Origin of the sequence: Kitasatospora sp. NPDC056076, from assembly GCF_042266305.1 — a bacterium.
Lineage (GTDB): Bacteria > Actinomycetota > Actinomycetes > Streptomycetales > Streptomycetaceae > Kitasatospora.
This window is the reverse complement of the sequence record NZ_JBHJWG010000005.1, coordinates 179133-201538: the sequence shown is the minus strand read 5'-3', so window position 1 is coordinate 201538 and position 22406 is coordinate 179133. Positions and strand designations below refer to the sequence as shown.

Annotated in this window: 20 protein-coding genes; 5 read left to right on the top strand and 15 right to left on the bottom strand. The window is 74.3% G+C overall.

Features of this window, described 5'->3' with window-relative positions; translation table 11 throughout:
- The first annotated feature begins 405 nt into the window (after positions 1-405).
- Together ACFC1T_RS06595 and ACFC1T_RS06590 are read left to right on the top strand one after the other, a co-directional pair.
- On the top strand, positions 406-2415 hold the full coding sequence (locus tag ACFC1T_RS06595; protein ID WP_375884365.1) for a molybdopterin cofactor-binding domain-containing protein: 2010 nt from the start codon (positions 406-408) through the stop codon (positions 2413-2415).
- 14 nt (positions 2416-2429) lie between these two features.
- Positions 2430-2894, top strand: a complete 465-nt coding sequence (locus ACFC1T_RS06590; RefSeq protein ID WP_375884363.1) for a (2Fe-2S)-binding protein — start codon at positions 2430-2432, stop codon at positions 2892-2894.
- Between the two features lie 30 nt (positions 2895-2924).
- Here ACFC1T_RS06590 and ACFC1T_RS06585 read toward each other — a convergent pair whose 3' ends face one another.
- The 8 genes from ACFC1T_RS06585 to ACFC1T_RS06550 form a co-directional block, all read right to left on the bottom strand.
- On the bottom strand, positions 2925-3557 hold the full coding sequence (locus tag ACFC1T_RS06585; RefSeq protein WP_375884360.1) for a TIGR03086 family metal-binding protein: 633 nt from the start codon (positions 3555-3557) through the stop codon (positions 2925-2927).
- Positions 3558-3661: 104 nt separating this feature from the next.
- Positions 3662-4417, bottom strand: coding sequence for an SDR family oxidoreductase (locus ACFC1T_RS06580; protein ID WP_375884357.1), 756 nt, complete (start codon positions 4415-4417; stop codon positions 3662-3664).
- Between the two features lie 143 nt (positions 4418-4560).
- A complete protein-coding gene (locus ACFC1T_RS06575; RefSeq protein ID WP_375884355.1) occupies positions 4561-5277 on the bottom strand; it encodes a class I SAM-dependent methyltransferase in 717 nt (238 codons plus the stop codon).
- Positions 5278-5394: 117 nt separating this feature from the next.
- On the bottom strand, positions 5395-6168 hold the full coding sequence (locus ACFC1T_RS06570; protein WP_375884354.1) for a transglycosylase family protein: 774 nt from the start codon (positions 6166-6168) through the stop codon (positions 5395-5397).
- A 554-nt stretch (positions 6169-6722) separates the two neighbouring features.
- A complete protein-coding gene (locus ACFC1T_RS06565; RefSeq protein ID WP_375884477.1) occupies positions 6723-7391 on the bottom strand; it encodes a response regulator in 669 nt (222 codons plus the stop codon).
- 127 nt (positions 7392-7518) lie between these two features.
- Positions 7519-9189, bottom strand: coding sequence for a sensor histidine kinase (locus ACFC1T_RS06560; RefSeq protein ID WP_375884351.1), 1671 nt, complete (start codon positions 9187-9189; stop codon positions 7519-7521).
- A gap of 36 nt (positions 9190-9225) precedes the next feature.
- Positions 9226-11823: a SpoIIE family protein phosphatase gene (locus tag ACFC1T_RS06555; protein WP_375884349.1), complete on the bottom strand. Its 2598-nt coding sequence runs from the start codon at positions 11821-11823 to the stop codon at positions 9226-9228.
- Between the two features lie 135 nt (positions 11824-11958).
- Positions 11959-12495 (bottom strand): Uma2 family endonuclease, encoded by a 537-nt coding sequence (locus ACFC1T_RS06550; RefSeq protein ID WP_375884347.1) that lies wholly within the window; start codon positions 12493-12495, stop codon positions 11959-11961.
- A gap of 149 nt (positions 12496-12644) precedes the next feature.
- On the opposite strand from ACFC1T_RS06550, the gene ACFC1T_RS06545 reads away from it, so the two are divergent.
- On the top strand, positions 12645-13970 hold the full coding sequence (locus ACFC1T_RS06545; RefSeq protein ID WP_375884345.1) for a PQQ-binding-like beta-propeller repeat protein: 1326 nt from the start codon (positions 12645-12647) through the stop codon (positions 13968-13970).
- 95 nt (positions 13971-14065) lie between these two features.
- Positions 14066-14701, top strand: coding sequence for a uridine kinase (locus ACFC1T_RS06540; protein ID WP_375884344.1), 636 nt, complete (start codon positions 14066-14068; stop codon positions 14699-14701).
- Here the strand turns inward: ACFC1T_RS06540 and ACFC1T_RS06535 are convergent.
- Positions 14649-15506: a DNA-formamidopyrimidine glycosylase family protein gene (locus ACFC1T_RS06535; RefSeq protein WP_375884342.1), complete on the bottom strand. Its 858-nt coding sequence runs from the start codon at positions 15504-15506 to the stop codon at positions 14649-14651. The genes ACFC1T_RS06540 and ACFC1T_RS06535 overlap by 53 nt on opposite strands.
- Positions 15507-15570: 64 nt before the next feature.
- On the bottom strand, positions 15571-16023 hold the full coding sequence (locus ACFC1T_RS06530) for a universal stress protein (RefSeq protein WP_375884340.1): 453 nt from the start codon (positions 16021-16023) through the stop codon (positions 15571-15573).
- 148 nt (positions 16024-16171) lie between these two features.
- On the opposite strand from ACFC1T_RS06530, the gene ACFC1T_RS06525 reads away from it, so the two are divergent.
- A complete protein-coding gene (locus ACFC1T_RS06525; protein ID WP_375884337.1) occupies positions 16172-16567 on the top strand; it encodes a hypothetical protein in 396 nt (131 codons plus the stop codon).
- 59 nt (positions 16568-16626) lie between these two features.
- Here ACFC1T_RS06525 and ACFC1T_RS06520 read toward each other — a convergent pair whose 3' ends face one another.
- From ACFC1T_RS06520 to ACFC1T_RS06500, 5 genes are all read right to left on the bottom strand, one after another.
- Entirely contained in the window at positions 16627-17613 is a 987-nt protein-coding gene (locus ACFC1T_RS06520) for a zinc metalloprotease (protein WP_375884335.1), read from the bottom strand.
- Positions 17614-17727: 114 nt separating this feature from the next.
- Entirely contained in the window at positions 17728-18291 is a 564-nt protein-coding gene (locus ACFC1T_RS06515) for an AAA family ATPase (RefSeq protein ID WP_375884333.1), read from the bottom strand.
- A gap of 208 nt (positions 18292-18499) precedes the next feature.
- A complete protein-coding gene (locus ACFC1T_RS06510) occupies positions 18500-19048 on the bottom strand; it encodes a transposase (RefSeq protein WP_375884472.1) in 549 nt (182 codons plus the stop codon).
- A 573-nt stretch (positions 19049-19621) separates the two neighbouring features.
- A complete protein-coding gene (locus ACFC1T_RS06505) occupies positions 19622-19942 on the bottom strand; it encodes a hypothetical protein (RefSeq protein ID WP_375884330.1) in 321 nt (106 codons plus the stop codon).
- 132 nt (positions 19943-20074) lie between these two features.
- A complete protein-coding gene (locus ACFC1T_RS06500) occupies positions 20075-22330 on the bottom strand; it encodes a WD40 repeat domain-containing serine/threonine protein kinase (RefSeq protein WP_375884328.1) in 2256 nt (751 codons plus the stop codon).
- Positions 22331-22406: the final 76 nt, after the last annotated feature.

The following is a 22406-nucleotide window of genomic DNA, read 5'->3' as shown; positions in this document are numbered from 1 at the left end:
CCCGTCAGTAACGCCCTCCTATGCTCAACGGCGTCCGCGATCCGGCACCGGGGCCGGGGCCGTCCGTGCCCGCCCGATCCGGCGCCCGCTCCGGCTCGAAGGGCCCCTCCCATCAGCACCTCCACCGCCCGCTCGGGCTTCGCCGGCCGCGAGGGCCCGGACGAGGACCCCGCCGCTCCCACCGGTCCCGCGGACCGCGCCGAGCCCGCCGGCCGCCGCCGCTTCCTCACCTACCTGCTGGCCGCCCCCACCCTCACCGTCGCCGCCCGGCTCGGCCTCGACGCCGCCGCGCCCGCCACCGCCCGGGCCGCCGAACGCACCGCCGCGGCCACCCGCGACGCCTCCGCGCCCCCGCAACTGCTCGGCCTGCCCGGCATCCCCGACGTCCTCGACCTCGGCGACGCGATGATCCTCGCCGGCCTGCCCACCTCCCACCTGCTGGTGCTCGAAATCACCCCCGCCGGGCGTGCCGCGCTGCACCTGCCCCGGCTGGAGGTCGGCCAGGGCCTCACCACCGCGATCGCCATGCTGGTCGCCGAGGAACTCGACGCCGAACTCACCGACGTGGACGTGCCGCTCTCCGACGGCCGCCCCGAACTGCTCTTCTACCAGCTCACCGGCGGCTCCAACTCGGTGCGCTCGCTGTACGAGCCGGTGCGCGCCGCGGCCGCCGCCGCCCGCGCCCGGCTGGTCACCGCAGCCGCGAACCGCTGGAAGGTTCCCGCGACCGCCCTGCGCACCGCCGGCTCCGCCGTCCTCGCCCCCGACGGCCGACGCCTGCGCTTCGGGGAACTCGCCGCCGACGCCGCCACCGTGGTCGTCCCCGCCGTCCCCGCCACCCCCAAGCCGGCCGACCAGCGCCGCCTGGTCGGCCGGCCCACCGGCCGCATCGACGCCCGCGACATCGTCACCGGCCGCGTCCAGTACGCCGGGGACCTCCGGATCCCGGGCGCCGCACCCACCGTGGTCGCCCGCCCGACCACCGTCAACGGCACCCTCAAGTCCCTGGACGCCTCGGTCGCCCGTGCCATGCCCGGGGTCCTCGCCGTGGTGCCGATCCCCACCGGCGTCGCCGTCCTCGCCGAGACCTTCGACCAGGCCCTCAAGGCCCGCGACGCACTGCGCACCACCTGGAACCCCGGACCGGCCGCCGGCCTCTCCACCGAGGACGTCCGGGCCGGACTGCGCGCCGCGCACGCGCCGTTCCTGCTGCCGCCGCTGCTCACCCCGTACCTGGACGGCGAGTTCGACTTCGCCTTCGTCAACCACGCGCCGATGGAGGTGCTCACCGCCGTCGCCGACGTCCGGCCCGGCCGCGCCGAACTCTGGTTCGCCGCCCAGAGCCCGATCATCGCCCAGCAGACCATCGCCGCCGAACTCGGCCTGCCGCAGAACGCCGTCACCGTCCACGTCGTCCGCGGCGGCGGCTCCTTCGGACGCCGGCTGTTCTTCGACGCCGCCCTGGAGGCCGCCCAGATCTCCAAGGCCGCCGGCCGACCGGTCAAACTGATGTGGACCCGCAACGACGACATGCGGCACGGCCGGATGCGCCCCGCCAGCCACCACCGCATCCGCGCCACCTACGGCCTCGGCCAGGTGCTCAGCTGGGAGCACCGCGCCGCCACCGTGCGCACCGACCTCTCGCACGGCCTCGGCGAGGCCCTCACCGGCGCCGGGTTCAACCTCTCCGTCGCCGGGATCAGCCTCGCCCAGGCCTTCTTCCTGCTCACCGAGAAGAACCCGTACAACGTCGGCATCCCCACCCAGCTGCTCGCCGAACTCCCGCTCCCGGTGCACACCGGCAGCTGGCGCTCCGTCTACTCCGGCATGGTCCGGGTCGCCGACGAGATCATGATGGACGAACTCGCCCGCCGGATGGGCCAGGACGAGGTCGCCTTCCGCCGCGCCCGGGTGCGCGACGCCGCCGGCCGGGCCCTCCTGGACACCCTCGCCAAGGCCGGCGACTGGGGCCGCCCGATGCCCGAGGGCCAGGCCCAGGGCGTCGGCTACCACGACGAGAACGGCGGCCGGGCCGCCTACCTGGTCGAACTCGACGCCACCGACCGCGCCAACCCCCGGGTCACCAAGGCCGTCATCGCCGCCGACGTCGGCCAGGTCATCAACCCCCGAGGCCTGGAAGCCCAGTTGACCGGCGCACTGATCGACGGCATCTCCGTCGTCCTGCAGGCCGGCAACCACCTCGACAACGGCGCCTTCCGGGAGGGGAGTTACGCCGACTTCCACTACGCCCGGCAGCGCAACACCCCGCCGACCGTGGAGATCCACCTGATGCCGCCCAGCGGATCCCCGGGCGGGGCAGGCGAGTTGGGCGTCCCCGCCGCCTCCGCCGCCGTCGCCAACGCCTACGCCCGCGCCACCGGCACCAGCCCGCGCTCCTTCCCGATCAACTTCTGAGGACGTCGACCCCCATGCCCACCCACACCTTCGTCCTCAACGGGCAGCCCGTCAGCGTCGACGCCCCGGACGACATGCCGCTGCTCTGGGTCCTGCGCGACAAGCTCGGCGTCACCGGCCCCAAGTACGGCTGCGGCGTGGGCGTCTGCCGCGCCTGCACCAGCCACCTGGACGGCCAGGAGTTCCAGCCCTGCACCCGCCCGGTCAAGGAGTGCGACGGCCGCACCGTCACCACCATCGAGGGCCTCGCCGACGGCGACACCCTCCACCCCGTCCAGGAGGCCTGGATCGACTGCGACGTCGCCCAGTGCGGCTTCTGCCAGCCCGGCCAGATCATGACCGCCGTCGCCCTGCTGCGCCGCACCCCCGACCCGACGGACGCCGACATCGACCAGATCCAGAACATCTGCCGCTGCGGCAGCTACCCCCGCATCCGCGAGGCCATCAAACGCGCCGCGGCCACCGGCCGGGTGCACTGACCGGCCGTCTGCGGATCGCCGCGGTGGGCCCTATGCGCCGGCGCCCGCCGCGGGGTCGCGGCCGAAGAAGGCGGCGAGCCGGTCGTACGCCGGGGCGTCCGGCGGGGCGGGGACTTCGGGGGCGAAGGCGTGGTGGTCGGCCTCGTCGCCGCGGTACTCGGGCTTGAGGGCGCCGTGCGCCCAGTCGAGTGCCGCCCGGGCCACCTCGTGGTCCAGGCCCTCGGTGGACTGGCCGGTGGCGTGGGCCAGGTCCCAGGCGTGGACGGCGAATTCGGTGGTCTGCTGGTCGACCGGGAAGCGGGCCGGCAGGGTGGCGCCGCCGGGGAGGTCGACCGTGCCAGTGAGGTCCCCGGCGGCGCGCCAGGCCTCGACCAGCCGCTCGGCCCCGGCCTCGAAGGCGTGCAGCCAGTCCTCCTCGACCCGGTCGAAGGGCCGGCTCCAGTCCGGCTGCCCGCCCTCGGCCCGGAGGGTGAACTGCGCCAGGTCGTGCAGGAGATGGCTGATCAGGTCGCCGACGTCCCAGGAGCGGCAGGGGGTCGGGTGGCCGGCCAGTTCGACGCCGGTGCCGTCGATCAGCCCGGCGGTCTGGGCCAGGGCCCGGGCGAGCAGCCCGATCGGGTCCACCGGGTCCACCGGGTCGGCCGGGTCGTCCGCCGCGGTCATGGCACACCTCTCGGTCGGGGGGCGCACGGGTCGTGCCGGGCGATCGTAAGCGCGGTCGCCGACGACCGCCCGGCACGACACCGCCGCCCCCGCCGAACGGGAGGTCAGGCGGCGAAGCCGCCGTCCACCGACAGTTCCGCACCGGTGACGTAGCGGCCGTCCTCACCCACCAGGTAGGAGACGGCGCCCGCGACCTCGGCCACCGTGCCGTAGCGGCCGAGGGCGACGAAGCCGCGCTGGAAGTCGGCGGAGTCGCCGTCGGCCGGGTTCATGTCGGTGTCGATCGGGCCCGGGTGGACCAGGTTGGCGGTGATCCCGCGCGGGCCGAGCTCCCTGGCCAGCGCCTTGGTCAGGCCGATCAGCGCGGCCTTGCTGGTCGCGTAGAGCGCGGCGCCGGGGAAGACGACGCGCTGGGCGACGCAGCTGCCGATGGCGACGATCCGCCCGCCCTCGGCCAGGTGCTCGACGGCCGCCTGGGCGTACAGGTACGGCGCCCGGACGTTCACCTCCAGCACCCGGTCGAGCTCCTCCAGCCCGACCTCCTCGATCGGCCCGCCGGCGCCCACGCCGGCGTTGTTCACCAGGATGTCCAGCCGTCCGAACCGCTCGGCGACCGAGGCCACCGCAGCGCGCACCGCCGCCGGGTCGGCGCTGTCGGCGCGCACGGCCCAGCCGGTCCGCCCCATCGCGGTGATCTTGGCGACCACCTCCTCGGCCCGCTCGGCCGAGCCCTGGTAGGTCAGCGCCACGTGGGCGCCGTCCTCGGCCAGCCGCAGCGCGACCGCGGCCCCGATCCCCCGGCTGCCGCCGGTCACCAGGGCCACCTTGCCGTCGAGCGCCGCAGCACCGTTCATCGTCATGTCTTCGGATCTCCTCGTGCACCGTGGTCCGATCGCGTCCCGGCCGTCCGCCGGCCGGCGTTCCGCTCTCGGTGTGTGAGTCGATCCTGATCCGGAATCCTTGACGTCTCCGGCGGTATTCGGACGTTGCGTTCAACGTTCAACTACAACTCCACGCGCCTCCGTGGCGCGACCAGCGAGTGGTAGTACGACCCGACCGCAGGCTGCCCGGTCCAGTTCGGCCCGGCCGACGGGTCGGCGCCCGCGTAACCGAAGGGCAGCGCGACCGGCCGCCCGCCGTCCAGGAGCAGCAGGTGACGGCGCGCGCGGTACTCGAACCCGGCCGCCCGCAGCGCGGCGAGCACCGCGCGGCCCGCGCCGGAGCCGTCGGGGCGGCGCACCGACTCCGGGTCGAAGTGGGCGGCGAAGCGGCCGTCCGGGGCCAGCCAGGAGGCGGCGCGGGCGATCGCGCCGAGTTGGTCGCCGAGGTAGTGCAGGCCGTGCACACAGGTGATCAGCTGGTACGACCGCTCGGGCACCCAGTCCGCGAGCGCCGCCGTCACCAGGCGCAGCCGTGCCCCGGCCGCCAGGGCGGGCGGCGGGACGGGCAGCGGGACCAGCGGTCCGACCAGGTCCACCCCCGTCAGCTCGGCGCCGGCCGGCAGTACCCGGGCCGCCTCGACCAGTGCCCGCCCCTCCCCGCTGCACAGGTCCAGCCAGCCGGGCGCGGCGCCGCCGTGCTCCCGGAGCCAGGCGGCGGGGTCGAAGCCCAGCTCGCGGGTGTAGCTGTTGACGCCGCACAGCCCGCGCCCGCGGTTCATGGTGCTGTTGGCCACCACGGAGGAGGCGCTGAGCTCACTGTCACTGATCAGTCGGACCATCAGACGACCTTACTGGTGCAGGGCTCCAGCGAACCCGATGCGCCAGGACCCCGAACGCGCCGGGCGGCCACCCCGCGCAGGGGTGGCCGCCGGATCGCGTCGCAGCGTGGTAGGGCGTCAGACGGTCAGCGTCTGCCCGGGGAAGATCAGGTCCGGGTCGGCGCCGATGGTGCGGGCGTTCCTGCCGTACAGGCCGTCGGTGTCGACGCCGAACTTGGCGGCGATGTCGCTCAGCGTGTCACCGCTGCGGACGGTGTACTCGCCACCGGTGGTGTTCTTCGCCGCCGCCGGAGCGGACTGCGCCGGCTTGGCCGACGGGCGGCCCTGCGGGGCCTGCGCGGCGTGCGGCTGCGCCTTCGGGGCGGCCGCCTTCGGAGCCGCCTGCGGGGCGGCCTTGGGGGCCGCCTTCGCGGACCGCTTGGCCGGCTTGGCGGCGGTCGCCGCCCGGTCCGCGGCACCCGAGCCCGCCGAGGTGTCGACGGCGGCCGGGGCGCCGCCCTTGCTCAGGCCCGCCTTCTGGGAGCACACGGGCCAGGCCCCCGGCCCCTGCGAGGCGAGCACCTTCTCGGCGACGGCGATCTGCTGCGCCCTGGTCGCCTGGTCGGCCCGGGGGGCGTACGCGGTTCCGCCGTACGCGGCCCAGGTGGAGGGGGTGAACTGCAGTCCGCCGTTGAAGCCGTTGCCGGTGCTGATGCTCCAGTTCCCGCCGCTCTCGCACTGGGCGACGGCGTCCCAGGTGGAGGAGGGTGCGGCGGAGGCCGAGGTGGCCGTGACGAGGCCGGCCACCGGCAGGGCCGCGACGGCGGCGCCCGCGACGACCGCCATCCGCAGGCGGTTGCGCTTGCTGGTGGTGGTCTCGGTGGCAGCGGCGGTCTCGTGACGGGAAGTCATGAATGTCCTCTCGGCAAGCCCCGGGCGGGCAGGCGGAACCAGGCCCGGGACACGGGCCGGTCGGTTGCGCTCACCTCGCTCGTCGGGCGGCCGGCCACGTGTCGGACGTGCCGTGCCGCCCCGGCCACCTCCACTCGCCGACGGCCCGTTCGGGCCGGTCTCGTCGGCGGGCACCGCCCTCGCGCCGGGGGTCAGTCGGCGGGCCGTGCGTCGGGGTGAACCCGGGTGGCGCTCGTTGCGCCGCCAAGAAAGCTAGGGGCACATCCGGGGCTCAGCAAGCAATTCTTGGTTCTCGCAGGTCAGTTGACTGTTACCGGCGGTATCGATCAAGAAACGGCGCCCGGTTCGACCAGGTTTGACCGCATTTTAAAGATCGAACGATCAATTTCCGTGCCCGCGCTCACATCTGTCCGTTCGTGGACTCCCGCACACCATCGACCGTCCGCAATCGGAAGATGACGGACCGTCACCAGTCCATCCGGAGTTCCCGATTCGGACCACCGATTGAGTGGCATCCGTCACCGGCGACACCCACCGCGACCGCGCGACCCCGCTCAGCTACGGCCGTCGAGCTCCGCGTCCCGCGCCAGCAGCGCCGCCTGGACCCGGTTCTCACAGCCCAACTTGGCCAGGATCCGGCTGACGTAGGTCTTCACCGTCGCCTCGCTCATGTGGATCCGGGCCCCCGCGTCCGCGTTGGACAGGCCCTCCCCGAGCAGCGCCAGCACCTCCAGCTCGCGCCCGGTGAGCACCTCCAGCCGGCGCCGCGCCTGCGCGCCGCGGGCGGCCGCCGAGCCGCTGCGCCCGGCGGCCAGCGAGTCCACGATGTGCCGGGTGGCGGCCGGGGAGAGGAAGGCGTTCCCGCCGGCCGCGGCCCGGACGGCCTGGATCAGCTCGTTCGGCGCGGTGTCCTTGAGCAGGAACCCGGCGCCGCCCTCGGTCACGGCGCGCAGGACGTTCTCGCGCTCCCCGAAGGTGGTGAGGATGATCGCCCGTGCGCCGGGCGCGACCCTGCCGAGCTCCCCGAGCGCCGTCAGTCCGTCCATCACCGGCATCTGGATGTCCAGCAGGACGACGTCCACCCGGTGCGCCCGGGCCAGCTCCAGCGCCTGCCGGCCGTCGGCGGCCTCCGCGACCACCTCGATGTCCTCGGCCGACCCCAGGATCATCCTGATCCCGGCCCGGATGAGCGGCTCGTCGTCGGCGACGAGGACTCGGATCACGCTGGTCATTCCCCTCGAACGGTGGTGCGGCTGGAACTCCATCCTCACATCCCGGCCGCACCCTCCTCCCGCCCGGGGCCGGGGAGGGCGGGCCGGGGCCGGGCGCCGCGACGACGGACGGCCGACCTCAGCCCTTGGAGGTGTACTCCACCTTCTCCACCAGCACCCCGCCCTTGAAGCAGAACCGCGCCACGTGGTCGTCCGACCAGGAGTCGCCCTGGCCCTCCTTCGCCAGCGAGTACCAGCGGCAGTGCGAGTCCTCCGGCCGGGGCGGCCCGGCGGACTGGAAGTCGGAGGTGAAGAAGTCGTTGCCGGGCGGGAGCTGTTTCAGCACCTCGCCCCGCGAGTCGCCCACCCGGATCTGGTCGTAGACCGACTGCCGCACCGTCGAGTCGCTGGCGCCCCGGACGAAGGCCACCACGCCCCAGGCCACCAGGCCCGCCACGATCAGCGTCACCGCCCCCACCCCGGCCGCGCAGCCCAGCGCCGGGCGGCGCCGACCGTCCTGCGCGCCGTCCACCGGCGGCAGCCCGCCGGCCGCCCACTCCTCCTCGGCCGTCAGGGCGGCGGCGCCCTCGGCCTCCGCCCCCTCGTAGGGGAGGACGGCGGCCAGCCGGAAGCCCTGCTCGGGCGTCGGGCCCGCGTGCACCATGCCGCCGACCAGCCGGGCGCGCTCCCGCAGGCCGGTCAGTCCCTGTCCGCCGCTCACCACCGGCCCCGCGCCGGAGCGCGCGCCCACGAGCTCCGGCGCGCGGGGGTTGGTCACCTCCACCACCAGCGCGTCCGGCTCGTACCGCAGCGCGACCGCGATCGGCGCGCCGGGGGCGTGCTTGTGCGCGTTGGTGAGCGCCTCCTGCACGATCCGGTACGCCGCGTGGTCGACCGCCGCCGCGAGCGGCCGCCGCTCCCCCTCGACGCAGAGCTCCACCACCGTCCCGGGCGCCCGGGAGGACTCCACCAACCCCTCGATCCCGTCGACCCCGCCGCGCGACCCCGCCGCGCCCGGGGCGCCGACGACCGCGGGCGGCACCGCCGTCGACTCGTCGTGCAGCACCCCGACCACCTCGCGCAGCTCACGCATGGCCGCGACCGCCGCCTGCCGCAGCACCCCGACCGCCTCCCGCTGCCGGTCGCTGAGGGTGCGGTCCACCTCCAGCGCGCCCGAGTGCACGGAGATCAGGGCCAGCTGGTGGCCCAGGCTGTCGTGCATGTCCTGGGCGATCCGGTGCCGCTCCCGCAGCCGGGCCTGGTGCACCACCATCGCCCGCTCGCGCACCAGCTGGTCGTTGCGCTCGCGCAGCGCGTCCAGCAGGGCGCGGCGCTGCGCCCGGTAGCGGCTGTAGAGGGCGGGCAGACCCGCGAAGACCAGGAAGATGCCGAGCGACAAGCCGATGATCAGCTTGGGTGAGTACGAGGCGCCGTCCTTGAGCATCCCGAACATGGAGAACATCAGGTAGCTCAGCACGAAGGCGCCGACCAGTCGCCACACCCGGCCGATCCGCGCCCCGGCCACCCAGCCCGCGCACACCAGCAGCGGGAACGGCCCGAGCGACCAGCCCGCCAGGGTCCCGGTCAGCACCAGCACCGTCGCCGGGAAGCCGCGCCGCAGCAGCCACAGCGCGGCGACGGCCAGCCCGAAGGGCACCGCCAGGTCGGTGGCGGCGGCGAGCTCCAGCAGGGCCGCCAGCGCGCCCATCAGCAGGGCCGCCACGGCCTCGCCGACCACTCGCCGGGGGCGCCAGGGCCCCGGGAGCGCCGTCCGTACCGCTGTCGACCAGGCCCGTGCGATTGCTTCCACCCGTCGAGGCTAACCGGGCGGCCGCCCCGGCCGCGGTCACCCTTCGTCGCAGCCCGGGCCGACGAAAGTCGCCGCTCCGGCGCCGGTCGGGCCGCCAGCCGGGCCGACGCCCACCCCGCCGTCCGTCCCGCCGCCCGGGCCGCCCACCCCGCCGTCCGTCCCGAAGGCCGTGAGCAGCAGCGCCACGTCGTCCACCCGCCCGGTCGAGCCGACCTCGCGCAGCAGCCGCTCGGCGAGCTCCTCCAGTGCCTCCCCCGCCCGCCCGTGCGCCAGCGCCGCCCGCAGCCGGTCCACCCCCTGGTCGATCGCCAGCGCCGGGTCCTCCACCAGCCCGTCGGTGTAGAGGGCGAGCAGCGACCCGGGCCGCAGCCGCAGCTCGCTGACCGGGTACGCCGCCCCCTCGTCCACGCCCAGCAGCGGCCCGCCCGGCACGTACAGCGCCTCGGCCCGGCCGTCCGGGTGCCGCAGCACCGGCGGCAGGTGGCCGGCCCGGCCGATCCGCACGGTGCCGTCGGCGGGGGTGAGGCGCACCAGGCAGCAGCTGGCGAGCAGCCCCGGGTCGAGGTCCAGCAGCAGCCGGTTGGTGCGGGCCAGCACCTGGCCGGGCGGCTCGCCGCCACTGGCGAACGCCCTGACCGCGCTACGCAGTTGGCCCATCGCGGCGGCCGCTCCGACGCTGTGGCCCTCGACGTCGCCGATCACCAGGGTGAGGTCGTCGCCGGTGACGATCGCGTCGTACCAGTCGCCGCCGATCTCCATGCCCTGGGTGCCGGGCAGGTAACGGGCGGCGGTGCGGATGCCGGGCACCTGCGGGAGCCGGTGCGGCAGCAGGGCCTGCTGCAGGCCGCGGGCCAGCACGAACTCGGCGTCGTACAGCCGGGCCCGCTCCAGGGCCTGGGCGATGAAGCCGCCGAGGCCGGTGAGCAGTCCGCGCTCCTCGACGGTGAAGGGGTGCGCCCGGTCGAAGCCGAGGATGCAGCTGCCGACCGGGCGGCCGGAGGCGATCAGCGGCAGGAACGCCCAGGCGCCCATCTCGTCCAGGGCGAGGCCCGGGTAGGCGGCGGCGAGCTCGCGCACCGACTCGAAGAAGATCGGGGTGCCGGTGCTGAGCGCCTCCGCGCCGGGGACCCGGGCGTCCAGCGGGGTGCCCTCGAAGCCGTCCAGGAAGCCGTCGGGGTAGCCGCTCTGCGAGACCAGGTGCAGCCGCTGCTCGCGCACCCCGTAGATGGCGAGCTCCTGGCCGCCGAAGGCCGGCAGGATCTCCTCGGCCACCGCCCGGCAGACGTCCCGCACGGTGACGGCCTCGGTGAGCGCGCTGGCCAGCTGGAGCAGGTGGTGGGTGCCGCCGACGCCGCCCGTGCCCGCACCGGCCGTGGCCGCGGGCGGCGCCAGGGCGGTCGGCGGCTCGGCCGCGCCCGGCGGGGCCTCGGCGGCGACCATCCGGACGGTGACGCCGTGCGGGTCGGGGTAGAGCGAGAAGGCGAGCCAGCCGTCCGGCGGACGGACGGCCAGGAAGGCGGTGGGCTGCTGGGAGAGCAGGGCGGCGCGGTAGCGGTTCTCGTAGAAGGGGTCGGCGAGCCAGGGCAGCACCTCCCAGGGGTGGTGTCCGACCAGTTCCTCGGCACCGGCCCCGAGCAGCGGCTCGGCGGCCCGGTTGACGTAGCTGATCAGACCGTCCGGGTCGAGCGAGAGCAGCCCCTCGTGCAGCCGCTCGACGGCGGCGGCCGCCGCGGTCAGGGCACGGACGTCCAGGACGGCGCCGACCAGGTGGGTCCCGCCGTCGGAGATCGCCCCGGGCACCCGGGCCCACAGCTCCACCGGGTACGGGCGGCCCGCCGGTCCGAGCACCCGCACCCGGGCCGCCAGCACCTCTCCGTGCTCCAGGGCGGTGCGGGCGGCGGCCCGGAACTCGGGCACGTCACCGGGGGCGATCCGGCCGGTCAGGCAGCGCACCGTGCCGTCGAACTCGCCGGGCCCGAAGCCGAAGATCTCCCGGAACTGCACGTCCGCCGCGAGCGCGCCACTGGCCACGTCCCAGTCGAACAGCCCGACCCGGGTGGTCACCGCCGTCGGCGGCGCCAGCTCCACCACCGCGGCGTCCCCGGCCGGCTCCACCGGCTGCCCGGCCGCCGCCACCCCGGCCAGCCCGGCGCCCAGCCGGGAGGCGACCGCCTCCGGCCGCCCGCCGTCCCCGTCCGGCACCCCGTCGTCCGAGGCGGGCCACAGCACGCTGAGCACCCCGAACCGCTCCCCGCCGTGCCCCACCGGCACGCAGGCGGAGACGAAGTCGTACGGCAGCCCGACGGCCAGCTGCGGGAAGCGCCGCACGATGTCCTCGGAGTCGGACAGCGTGACGGTCCGCCCGGTGCGGAAGCAGACCGCGACCGGCAGCGGCCCGGCCGCCGCGACCCGGCGGAACGGACTCATGATCGACAGCGGCACCCCGGCGAGGGTCCGCAGCACCAGGGACCGCCCGTCCCGCGAGCGCAGGTGCACCATCGCCCCGTACGCCGCGGTCGACGCCAGCACCTCCCGGACGGCCTCCGCCAACAGCTCGTCCCGCGCGTGCGCCGCCTCCGGGCCCGCCGCACGGACCGGCTCGGCGTCCCCGCCGGTCGGCCGCGGATCGCGCATGCTCCCTTGCTACGTCCGGCCCGGAACCGTGTCAAGGCGAGCCCCGCCCGCCCCGGCCGGCCCACCGGCCCCACCCGCCCCGGCACGGACGCCCTCACCCGGCCGAGCGAACCGCTCCGCCGAGCGGGTGACGCGCTACGGCAGATCGGTGAGGTCGACCTCCACCGGGAACGGCACCGCGGCCTTCACCAGTCCGGTGAACACCTCCCCGGCCCGGTACACCCGGCTCGCCTCGTCCAGCAGACAGGTGTGGACGACCGCCACCCGGCCCGCCGCTTGCTCGACCCGCCAGTAGAAGGGAATTCCGGCCTTCGCGTACTGGTCGGGCTTGACCAGCCGGTCGGTGGTCTCCGAGCCCGGTGAGACGACCTCGACCACCAGCAGCACGTGCTCCGGCCTGGCCGGCATCTCCTCGACCGTGTCGGCCCGGTAGACCACCACATCCGGGCAGCGGTTGTCGAGCGGCACGTCCCGCAGCCGCAGGTCGAAGCCGCAGTCGGCGTTCCAGTCGGCCCCGCCCGCGTCGTCCAGGGCGTTCGCCACCAACCGCGCGATCCGGTTGTGGCGGGCCGAGCGGCTCGGACGGGCGACCACCACCCCGCCGACGATCTCCACGTCGGCGCACTGCTCCTCGGTCCAGCCGTCGTACTGCTCGGCCGTCACGGTGGACATCCTCGGGCCTCCTGGGCGGGCCGGTACTCGTTGTGTCGGGCGCAGCCTAGTGCGGCCGAGGTCGCGGCTTGGGATGGTTCGGGGACCGTTCGATATCCTCCCCGGCAGGTGGTGGCACGGTGGCCGCCGGGGGTGGGAGTGAGGACCGGATGAAGTCGCCCGAGGGGCCGGTGCAGGACGCCGCCTGGCAGTGGGACGGGGAGGCGGACGGTGCGGACGCGGTGCCCGGGGACGTGCTCGGCGGTGGGGGTCCGGACGGTGACGGCCCCCGGCTGAGCCGGCGCGGGCTGCTGATCGGGGCCGGGGTGCTGGCGGCCGGCGGGGCGGCGTGGGCGCTGGGCCGGGTGGAGGGCGACGGGTCGACGCCCTCGCCGTCGCCGAGCCGGCCGCAGCCGACCGCACTGTCCGGGCCGACGCCGCTGTGGACCTACCGGGGCCCGCAGGTGATGACCCCGGAGCGGCTGCTCGCCGCGCCCCAGGGGCCGGCCTTCCTCTCCAAGGCGGGGTGGCAGGCCCTCGACCCGGGCACCGGTCGTCCCGGACGGCTGCTGGTGTTCGACCCGCCGGCACCCAAGGACTGGCCGAGCGACCTGGAACTGCCCGCCGGAAAGATCGCGGTCTGGCGCGACTACCTGTTCACCGCCACCTCCCGCGGCCACCTGGACGCCCACCACCTCACCGACCCGACCGCCGACTGGAGCCTGGCGCTGCCCGAGGAGCTGGACGGTGACGTCCAGCTCACCTGCCTGAACGCGGGCGTCCTCTACGGCTGCCTGTTGAGCTGGCCGCGCTCGGACAGCTCGGCGCCGAGCAGCCGGATCTTCGCCGTACAGCTGGACCGGCGCTCCCTGCTCTGGTCCGTCGCGGTCGACCACCAGGAGCGGCCCGCCGCCGCCACCGCCCCCTACAACAAGAACCTGCTGGCCTGCGTCCGGTCGACCGGCGAACGCCTCGAGCTGGTGGTCCGGGACGCCACCACCGGCGAGGAGGTGTCGACCGCCGCCGTCACCCAGGACTTCGGCTGGTGCGTCGCCTCCGGGACGAGCTTCCTCGTGCCGGACAGCAACGGCGGGGTGTACCTGCTGGGCCCCGACGGCAAGCCGGCCTGGAACCACACCGCCGCCCGCGGGGAGTCCTGGCGGGCCCTGCCGCCCGTCCCGGACACCGTCCGGGTCTTCGTGCTGCGCAACGACGGCGTCGTCACCTGCCTCGAAACACGGACCGGCGCGGTGCTCTGGTCCGTCAAGCTGCCGTTCCTGCTGGACAACCGCAGCCGTCCGCTGGTCGTCGGCGGCACGCTGTACGTGCCCGGTCCGGCGGCGGGCGGGGTGGCGGCGATCTACACCGCGACCGGCACCCCGGGGTGGACCTTCCACGACTCCGGCCCGGGCAAGGACGTCTGGAACCTCGCCGCCGACGGCTCCCGCCTCTTCGCCGGGCACGACGACGTCCTGCACGCGCTCCCGCTGACCTGAGAGCGCGGGCCTGAACCGCTGACCTGAGAGCGCCGGCCTGAACCGCCGGCCTGAAACCGCTGGGCCGGGAGCGCCCCGGGCGGCAGGATGTGCTGGTGCAGGTACACCCGATCTCCCCCGACAAGCTGGCCGAGCTGCTCGCCGACCGGATCACCGAGCTGCCCGGCGCCGGCGAGCGGTGGCTGCGGGTCGCCGTGGACGGCGCCGCGGCCGCCCGGCCCGGGCTGCTCGCCGACGCCCTGGTGGAGCCGCTGCGGCTGCGCGGCCGCCCGGCGCTGCGGGTGTCGGCGGCGGACTTCCTGCGCCCGGCCTCGATCCGGCTGGAGTACGGCCACCGGGACGCGGATGCCTTCCACGACCTCTGGCTGGACGACGGCGCCCTGCTGCGCGAGGTGCTGGACCCGCTGGAGCCGGGCGGCACCGGCCGGGTGCTGCCCTCGCTGCGCGACCCCGCCACCGACCGCTCGACCCGCGCCCCGTACGTCCAACTCCCGCCCGGCGGCGTGCTGTTGCTGGACGGCGCCCTGCTGCTCGGCCGCTGGCTGCCGCTCGAACTGAGCGTCCACCTGGCGCTCACCCCGGCCGCGCTGGCCCGCCGCACTCCGGCGGACGAGCAGTGGACGCTGCCCGCCTTCGCCCGCTACGAGGCGGAGACCGGGCCGACCGAGGCCGCCGACCTCACCGTACGGGTGGACGACCCGCGGCACCCCGCCCTGGTCGAACGGGACTGACCGCCGTTCCCTCCGGCGCCGCGCCGCGCTGGCAGTACGGGCACCAGAACACCACCCGGTCCTGCGGCGCCACGCCCTGGCGTCCGGTCAGCACGGGCGTGACGCAGCGCGGGCAGGGGCGGCCCGCCCGGCCGTAGACCCAGTGCCGGTAGCCGGGCCGGGTGTCGCCGGTGGTGATGTGGCCGGGGCGCAGCTTGTTGGCCTCCAGCATCTGCCGGGCCCGCTCCACCAGCCGGTCGGGGTGCGGCACTTGTCCGACCTCGGTCCACGGGGTGACCCCGGCGACGAAGCACAGTTCGTTGGCGTACACGTTGCCGATCCCGGCCAGGTTGCGCTGGTCGAGCAGGGCCTCGACGAGCGGCCGGGCGGGGCGGGCGAGGATGCGACGGACGGCCTCGGCCGGGTCCCAGTCCGGGCCGAGCAGGTCGGGGCCGAGGTGGCCGACGGCCCGCCGTTCGTCAGCGGTGCGCAGCAGTTCGACGACGGGCAGCCGGTAGCCGACGGCGGTGCCGTGCCCGGTGCCGAGGACGGCGCGGATCTGGAAGGCGGGGCCGCCGGTCCAGCGCTCGCCGGGGCGGTAGACCTCCCAGTGGCCGTCCATCCGCAGGTGGGTGTGAAGGGTGAGCCCGCCTTCGAGGCGGGTGAGCAGGTGCTTGCCGCGCGGGCGGACCTCCAGCACCCGGCGCCCGGCGAGCGCGGCGGTGGCGTGCGCGGGCACCCGCAGCTCGGCGCTGGTCAGCTGCTGACCGGCGAGGGCCTCGTGCAGCCGGGCCGCCACACGGTAGATGGAGTCACCTTCTGGCATGTCTCCATTCTGGTCCGCGCGGCGGCCCGGTGCGGCACCGGCCCCTCGCCGCTACGCGCTTCGGCTACGGGGCCTCGACCTGGCCTTCCCGCACCACGACCACGGGGCAGGGCGCGTGCTCGGTGACGTGGCGGCTGACCGAGCCGAGCAGCACGCCGGAGAAGCCGCCGAGTCCGCGGCTGCCGACGACCAGCAGCGCGGCGCCCTTGGCGGCCTGCAGCAGGGTGCCGGCCGCGTTGCCGGGCAGCACGCTCTCGGCGATCGGCACCCCCGGGTCCGTGCCGACGGCCTTGGCGACGCTCTCGGCCAGGGTCTGGCCGGCCAGCTCCTCGGGGTTGAGGGACTCCCCGGTGGGGACGGCCGTCCCGCCCCAGCCGTAGAAGGCGGGGTACTCCCAGGCGGTGACGGCGTCGACCGTCCCGCCGACGGCCTTGGCGTAGTCGACCGCCCAGCGCAGCGCCTGCTCCGAGGCGGGCGAGCCGTCGACGCCGACGACGATCCGGGTGTGGGCACTCATGCGGTTGCTCCTTCGGTCACTCCTGCTCGGCACCAATCGTCCGAACATAGATCAAATCGGGCATGCACCCGGTAGTTGCCACGCCGCACCCGGCGTTCCGCATTCAATTCGGGTGCAGCCGACCGGCGCCGCCCGCGAGAATGCCCCCATGCCGAGCAAACCGCGCCGCCGCGCCGGCGGCTTCGCCGAGGTCATCGCCGAGGTCGCCGCCACCCTGCCGCCCGCCGACGGAAGCGCCGGACCGTACCGCCTGACCCCCGTGGCGGCCGGCGGCTTCCAGGACGCCCTGGGCTGCTACTGGCGGCTGGCCCGCGGCCCGCTGGACCGGCGGCTGGCCAAGCGGCTGGCGGCCGGCGCCGACGAGATGACGCTGGGCGGCTGGGACGGCTGGCACGAGGACTTCCCGGAGGCACTGGTCCCGGTGCTGCTGACCCCCGAGGAGCGTCCGGCCGCCTGGCTCGAGGCGCTCGCCGAGGACCACCACGCGTACGAGTTCCGTGCCGCCGACGGCCGGACGCTCCTCTACCTCCACGTCTGCTGCTGACCGGCCTCCCGCTCCGGCCCGCGGCCGAGCCCGATCGACCTCGGCCGCTCCACTCCTGTTCAACTGCGGTAGGCAGCCCATGAGTTGGACATCCGCTGGACCTGCCCCGGGGTGAACTGGGTCATGCAGGAGTCGTAGCTGTAGTCCATGAAGTTGTGGATCGGGTCGAGCCCGCCGCCCGGGCAGGTGTGCCGGCCCTCGGGGCAGCCGTAGGCGGCGCTGCGCTCGGGCGGGGTGTCGTCCACGTAGTCGCCCGGGGGCAGGCAGCCGCCCTGGAAGGTGTGGAAGAGGCCGAGCCAGTGGCCGGTCTCGTGGGTGGCGGTGTTGCCCTCGTTGTAGTGGGTGGCGGGGCCGCCGGGCAGCGAGTCGTCCAGGACCACCACGCCGTCGTCGACCGGGTTCGAGCGGTAGACGTCGGGGAAGGTCGACCAGCCGAGCAGGGACTGGCCGAGGTGGGCGGTGTAGAGGTTGAGGGTGCCCGCGCCGCCCTTGCGCAGGGCACTCTTCATCGACCGCTCGGCGGCGGAGCCGGGGGTCATGCCGGAGTACCAGCCGGCGTTGTCGGTCGAGTCGGTGCCGGCCAGCGCGAACTGGAATCCGGTGGGGGTGTTGCCCTCGCCCTGGCCGCCGTAGGAGGCGTTGAGGTGGTCGATCTGGGCGGCCACCGCACCCTCGCCCAGCCGGCCGGCGTCCCCGGAGTGGATCACGTGGACGTACACCGGAATGGTGGTCGGTTCCGCGGCCAGCGGGACGTGGGCGGGGCCGAGCGCGGCGAGCCGGTGCTCCAGGTCCGCCTGCATCGCCCGGGCCCGGTCGGCGCTCACGGCGTTCGGGTCCCGGCCCGCCTGACTGCCCGCCGGCTTCCGGGCGGCGGGGTCGACACCTGCATCGGCGGCGGTCTCGGCGGCAGTACCGTCGCAGACAGCCGCCACCGTACGGTGCGGGGCCGGAGCGGCGAACTGGCTCAGACCGGCCGCGGCGACCAGCGCGGCGGCGCAGGGGAACAGGCGGGGGGCACGCGAGCGCACCCGGGCAGTACGGCGCATCAGCGCTCCTGACGGGGAGATGACCAGGGAGGGGGCGGGGGGAGATGACGGGGCATCGGCCGCGCCTCGGGCCCGTCCACCGGCGACCGGCGCCCGGCGCGGACCCGCCCGACACTACGACGCCGAGAAGTCGATCTCCCGCAGGGCGCGCGCGGCACCCCGGTCGAGTACCACGGCCGACGCACAGCCGGCCGGCGGCCGCCCCGCCCCGAGCAGCAGCCCGCGCAGCCGGGCGGCCGCGCCCCGGTGCCGGGCGAAGGCGTAGCGCGAGACCCACCGGCCGCGCCGCTGCTGACCTGCCCGGGCCTCCCGCGGGTCCACGTCGAGCAGCAGCAGGTGCACCCGGCGCCCCTGCCGGGCGGCGGCCCGCACCAGCCAGGACCGGACGAAGGGCAGCGTGCCGCAGTCGTGCACGGCCAGCGGCCCGCCGTCCAGCACCGCCCGGCGCAGCCGCCGGTAGTGCGCGAGCCGGGCCAGCGGACGGTACAGCGCGTACGGGAGGCGGCCGGGCAGCCGGGACGCGTACTCCTCGCGGACCAGCTGGGAATCCACCAGCGGGGCCCGGACGCTGCGGCGCATCAGGGTGCTCTTCCCACTGCCGGGCAGCCCGGTGACGACCAACAGGTCACCGGCGGGATACCGCAGCACGGCCGGCCCGGAGCCGCGCAGCTCGTGCACACCGGCGCGGACGATCCGATCCGCGCCCGTCCGGCAATCGGCAGCGCGGCCCTCGACACCACGGTCCTCGGCAGCACGGGGCGGCGACACCCGTGGCGCCGCCGCCCGCGGTATTCGTGTCCCCGTCACCGACCCTCCGCCCGCCGCTTCCACTCGCGTTCCCTGCCACGAGCATGGCGTATGACCAAGAACGAGTAAAGACCCGTGGTCAGGGCAGGTGCGAAGGCCTCGGCGGAGGCCCTGCGGCGGCCAGGCCCCGTCCGGCCGATCCTGCCCGACAGGGCCCGGCCAGTGAGCTGGGTTCGGATATGCGTGAGCTGTAGCGGCAGATCCGATCGATGATCCGGTCGGCGGTCATGGTCCACTTGAACGGCTCGGCGTTCTCGTTCCAGACCTTGATCCGGCTTTCGAGACTGGCCTGGAGGCCGTCCAGCGAACAGTGCACCCCGCGTTCGAGGCAACGCCGCTGCAGTTCGGCGAACCACCACTCGACCTGGTTGATCCACGACGAGTACGTCGGGGTGGAATGCGGTCGGAAGCGGGGGTGTGCCAGCAGCCGGCGGTGCACCACCGGGGCCTTGTGGGCGGCGAGGTTGTCCCAGATCACGTGGACCGCCAGACCGGGATCGGTCCGGCGGTCGATCTCGTCGAGGAAGTCCCGGACGTCCACGGCCCGGTGCTGGGCGGACACCTTCCCGATCAATTTCCCGGTCGCGATGTCCAGGGCCGCGAGGAGCCGCCCTCGGCCAGCAACCAGAAAGTGCCGCCGCGCACCTGGAGCGGCAGCGTGGCCCCGTTGTCCGGTCCGTGGGCAGGCAGATGCCGGACAGGCCGATGATCGGAGAGCCGGTGGTGTCGCTGGCGGCGGCCGAGTCGGGGTCGGTCGCGGACAACTCGTCGAGGACCTGCATGACCTTGGCGATCAGCGGCTGCCCCCAGTGCTCGCCGGAATCCGGGATGGTGTTGGTGAGGTGGATGACCGGCAGGAAGTCGATCATCAGGTCGAGGGCCCGGAGGACCTGGCCGTCCGAGCGGACCCAGTAGCGGGCCTTGTGTATCGGCAGGTTGTGGATGTCGTGCTGCGCCTTGAGGTCGTCGAGCAGCCATTCGGCGTCGGTGAGGTAGCAGGTGACGGCGGACGGGCGGCCCGGGGCCCACGGTTAGGTGCGCACGATCGTCCCGGTCACCGGGTCGACCGCGTCCCCGCCGATCAGGACCGGCTCCCCGTCCGATCCGCGACCGGCTCCCGCGCCGGGAATCCGTCCTTCGACCGGCCCGACCCGCTCGCAGCGCCGGGCGGCCCTTGAACGGCTCCCACGCAGCCCTGCTCTTACCGCTGGAACTCGCACCCTGCGGCGAAGGCGGTCTCATCCAGCTCTGCCTGACGCCGCGGCCCCAGCTTGGCCCACTCGGCTGCGCAGAGGGCCTGGGACCGCTCGTACCCTCGACCCTCGATCCGGATCTGTGCGCCCTTCCCGGCGTCGATGGAGCGTTGCTGCTTGGCCTCGAAGTCCGCTGCCCATGACGCGCTCGCGTTCGGATTCGGCCTGCTCTGGGTGTCCCCCGAAGCAGCGATCCCGGCCACCGCACCAGCAACGGCCACGGCCCCCACGAGCTCCACGGCGATCAGCCGCACCCCCGTCAGCTTCATGGTTCGCCAACATACCATCGGTTTCCGGCAGGTAGCTGGACGGGTTCTTGCAAGATCGGCTGGATTCAATTCCTCACGACGTCCGTTGCGACTGCCCTACCGCCGCATCTGCCTGGGTTCAGCCTCGCTGGCTCAGCCGACCTTCCAGAGGGCCAGGTTGTAGTCGAAGATTCCGACCAGGAACCTGCTGTCGGGGCTGAAAACGAGGGGCCACGGCATGAAGGGTTTGGGGTCGAGGGCCTTCGCCTGGTCGAACCCGCGGACGGGGTTCCAGGTAGCCGTGGACCAGATCCGGATCCCCCCGTCCTGCTCGGCAGCAGCCAGCGAGCCGCCGTCCGGGCTAAACGCCAGGGCGCAGACCGGGTTCGGGGGAAAGGGCAACGTCTCGATCACCTCACGGGTGGCGACGTTCCACACCTTCACCTCGCCCCGGGAGGCCGTGGCGAGGACCTTGCCGTCCGGACTGACCGCGAGACCGATCACACCGTCCCCGGCATTTTCCACCGTTGCGGTGAGCGTGCCGCTGCGGACATCCCAGAATCGCAGCAGATCTTGGAAGGTCGACGCGATGATGGTGCGGCCGTCCTGGGCGAACGCCATGCGCAGCACATCCCCGTCGGCGTTACTCACCATGGGCCGCTTTACCGGGCTGTTGACGAGGGTGGCGGCCAAGGAGCGACTCTGGACGTCCCACAGGGTGATCACGCTGTTGGCGCTGTACGCCAGGGTCTTGCCGTCCGGGCTGTACGCGAGATTCGCGTACCCGGCCTTCTTCTGGTTCTTGTCGCCCTGGAGGGTGCCCGCCACCTTCCGGGACGCCATGTCCCATAGCGTGATCGTCGCGAAGTCGTCGACGCCGGCGAGCAGCGAGCCATCCGGACTGAACTTCACGGCGAAGGTGAGGTTGTCGTCGACACCCGGCACGGCGGTGCTGCCAAGGTTGGTCGCGACGTCCAGGCCGGGGCTGTTCCACAGCATCACGAAGCTGTCCCTATCGCCTACCGCGAGGAGCTTGTTGTCCGGACTGAAGTCCAGGGCAGTCAGCCTGGTGTGCTGTTTGGAAGAAACGTTGTACGTGGGATCCAACGGGGTGTTGGGCGGCGTCGGGGTTGCCGAGAGAGTGGAGGACGGGCTCGGACTCGCCGGAACCGACGGTGACGTGCTCGGCAAGGTTGTCGGCGGCGGGAACGTCCCTGAACTGCCCGCGGTCGGGGTGCCCGAGGTCTGGCTCAGTGCGAGCGGCACCGCAGCCGCGGCGACGGCACCTGCGCCGAGTACGCCGAACAGGAGCGTTCGCCGGCTCGGGCGCCGACGCGGCGCCGGCTCGCCTGTTCCCTTATCCGCCGGGGAATCCTCCGCAGCGGGCGGCGGAACGGGGCGTTCCGGCCCCGTCGGCGCAGGGAACGCGGTTATGGTCGACAGCTCCTCGTTCGCCGCACGCCCGGTCAGGACAACAGTCCCACTGTCGGACGCCACCAACCGTACTTCGCCCTCCGGCAGTTCGAGGATGTGTGCAATGGCGTCGTGCTGTCCGTCGATCAGGGCGTGCACGGCGGCGGGCCACGGCCGTACGGACGGAGCCAGTGGTCCAAGGGCACTCGCGATCATTGCGGGTGTGGGCCGCACCGCCTGATTCTTGGACAGGCACAGGGCGACGAGCCCCCGCAGTTCCTTCGGGACTGCGGATAGGTCGGGTACGGCATGGACGACCTTGTAGAGCGTCTGCGGCGCGGATGTACCGGCGAACGGGCTGCGCCCGGTACATGCCTGAACGAGCACCGCGCCGAGCGAGAACACGTCGCTGGACGAGGTGAGTTCACGCCCCTCGGCTTGCTCCGGGGACATGAAAGCGGGGGAACCGACAAGCCAGCCCGTGTGGGTGATCTCGGTGCCGCCCTCGCTGTCCGTGGCCCGGGCGATCCCGAAGTCGATGACTCGGGGCCCGTCGGCGGCGAGCAGAACGTTGGACGGCTTGAGGTCGCGGTGGATGAGCCCAGCCCGATGAATCCCGCCGAGCGCGGCAGCCAGTCCGGCAGCCAGGCGCACGACCGCCTCTGTCGGCAACGGGCCCGTCGTCTCGACGACATCGGCCAGGGACGGGCCGGGGACGAAGACCGACGCCAGCCACGGCAGCGACGCATCTGCATCCGCATCGATCACGGCCGCCGTGTACGCGCCGGACACCCGCCGGGAGGCTTCCACTTCGCGGCGGAAGCGCGTACGGAATCCGTCGTCCTCCACGAACTGTGAGCGGACGACCTTTACCGCGACCAACCGCCCGTCCGGCGCAACACCCAGCAGCACCCGCCCCATGCCGCCTCGCCCCAACTCCGCGACCAGCCGGTACGAACCGATCGTGAGCTGGTCCGCCTCCCCCAACGGCTCCATCGACCTCCTCCGATGCCTAGGCTCCTCGGCCGCAACTCTGGCCATTCGCAATCCTGTTACCCATGTTGGCGCGAGC

What these genes read in the sequence shown, in the direction of transcription:
- ACFC1T_RS06595 (WP_375884365.1), top strand. Translation starts at nt 406, where the DNA reads ATGATCCTCGCCGGCCTGCCCACCTCCCACCTGCTGGTGCTCGAAATC.
- ACFC1T_RS06590 (WP_375884363.1), top strand. Translation starts at nt 2,430, where the DNA reads ATGCCCACCCACACCTTCGTCCTCAACGGGCAGCCCGTCAGCGTCGAC.
- ACFC1T_RS06585 (WP_375884360.1), bottom strand. Translation starts at nt 3,557, where the DNA reads ATGACCGCGGCGGACGACCCGGCCGACCCGGTGGACCCGGTGGACCCG.
- ACFC1T_RS06580 (WP_375884357.1), bottom strand. Translation starts at nt 4,417, where the DNA reads ATGACGATGAACGGTGCTGCGGCGCTCGACGGCAAGGTGGCCCTGGTG.
- ACFC1T_RS06575 (WP_375884355.1), bottom strand. Translation starts at nt 5,277, where the DNA reads ATGGTCCGACTGATCAGTGACAGTGAGCTCAGCGCCTCCTCCGTGGTG.
- ACFC1T_RS06570 (WP_375884354.1), bottom strand. Translation starts at nt 6,168, where the DNA reads ATGACTTCCCGTCACGAGACCGCCGCTGCCACCGAGACCACCACCAGC.
- ACFC1T_RS06555 (WP_375884349.1), bottom strand. Translation starts at nt 11,823, where the DNA reads ATGCGCGATCCGCGGCCGACCGGCGGGGACGCCGAGCCGGTCCGTGCG.
- ACFC1T_RS06550 (WP_375884347.1), bottom strand. Translation starts at nt 12,495, where the DNA reads ATGTCCACCGTGACGGCCGAGCAGTACGACGGCTGGACCGAGGAGCAG.
- ACFC1T_RS06545 (WP_375884345.1), top strand. Translation starts at nt 12,645, where the DNA reads ATGAAGTCGCCCGAGGGGCCGGTGCAGGACGCCGCCTGGCAGTGGGAC.
- ACFC1T_RS06535 (WP_375884342.1), bottom strand. Translation starts at nt 15,506, where the DNA reads ATGCCAGAAGGTGACTCCATCTACCGTGTGGCGGCCCGGCTGCACGAG.
- ACFC1T_RS06530 (WP_375884340.1), bottom strand. Translation starts at nt 16,023, where the DNA reads ATGAGTGCCCACACCCGGATCGTCGTCGGCGTCGACGGCTCGCCCGCC.
- ACFC1T_RS06525 (WP_375884337.1), top strand. Translation starts at nt 16,172, where the DNA reads ATGCCGAGCAAACCGCGCCGCCGCGCCGGCGGCTTCGCCGAGGTCATC.
- ACFC1T_RS06520 (WP_375884335.1), bottom strand. Translation starts at nt 17,613, where the DNA reads ATGCGCCGTACTGCCCGGGTGCGCTCGCGTGCCCCCCGCCTGTTCCCC.
- ACFC1T_RS06505 (WP_375884330.1), bottom strand. Translation starts at nt 19,942, where the DNA reads ATGAAGCTGACGGGGGTGCGGCTGATCGCCGTGGAGCTCGTGGGGGCC.
- ACFC1T_RS06500 (WP_375884328.1), bottom strand. Translation starts at nt 22,330, where the DNA reads ATGGAGCCGTTGGGGGAGGCGGACCAGCTCACGATCGGTTCGTACCGG.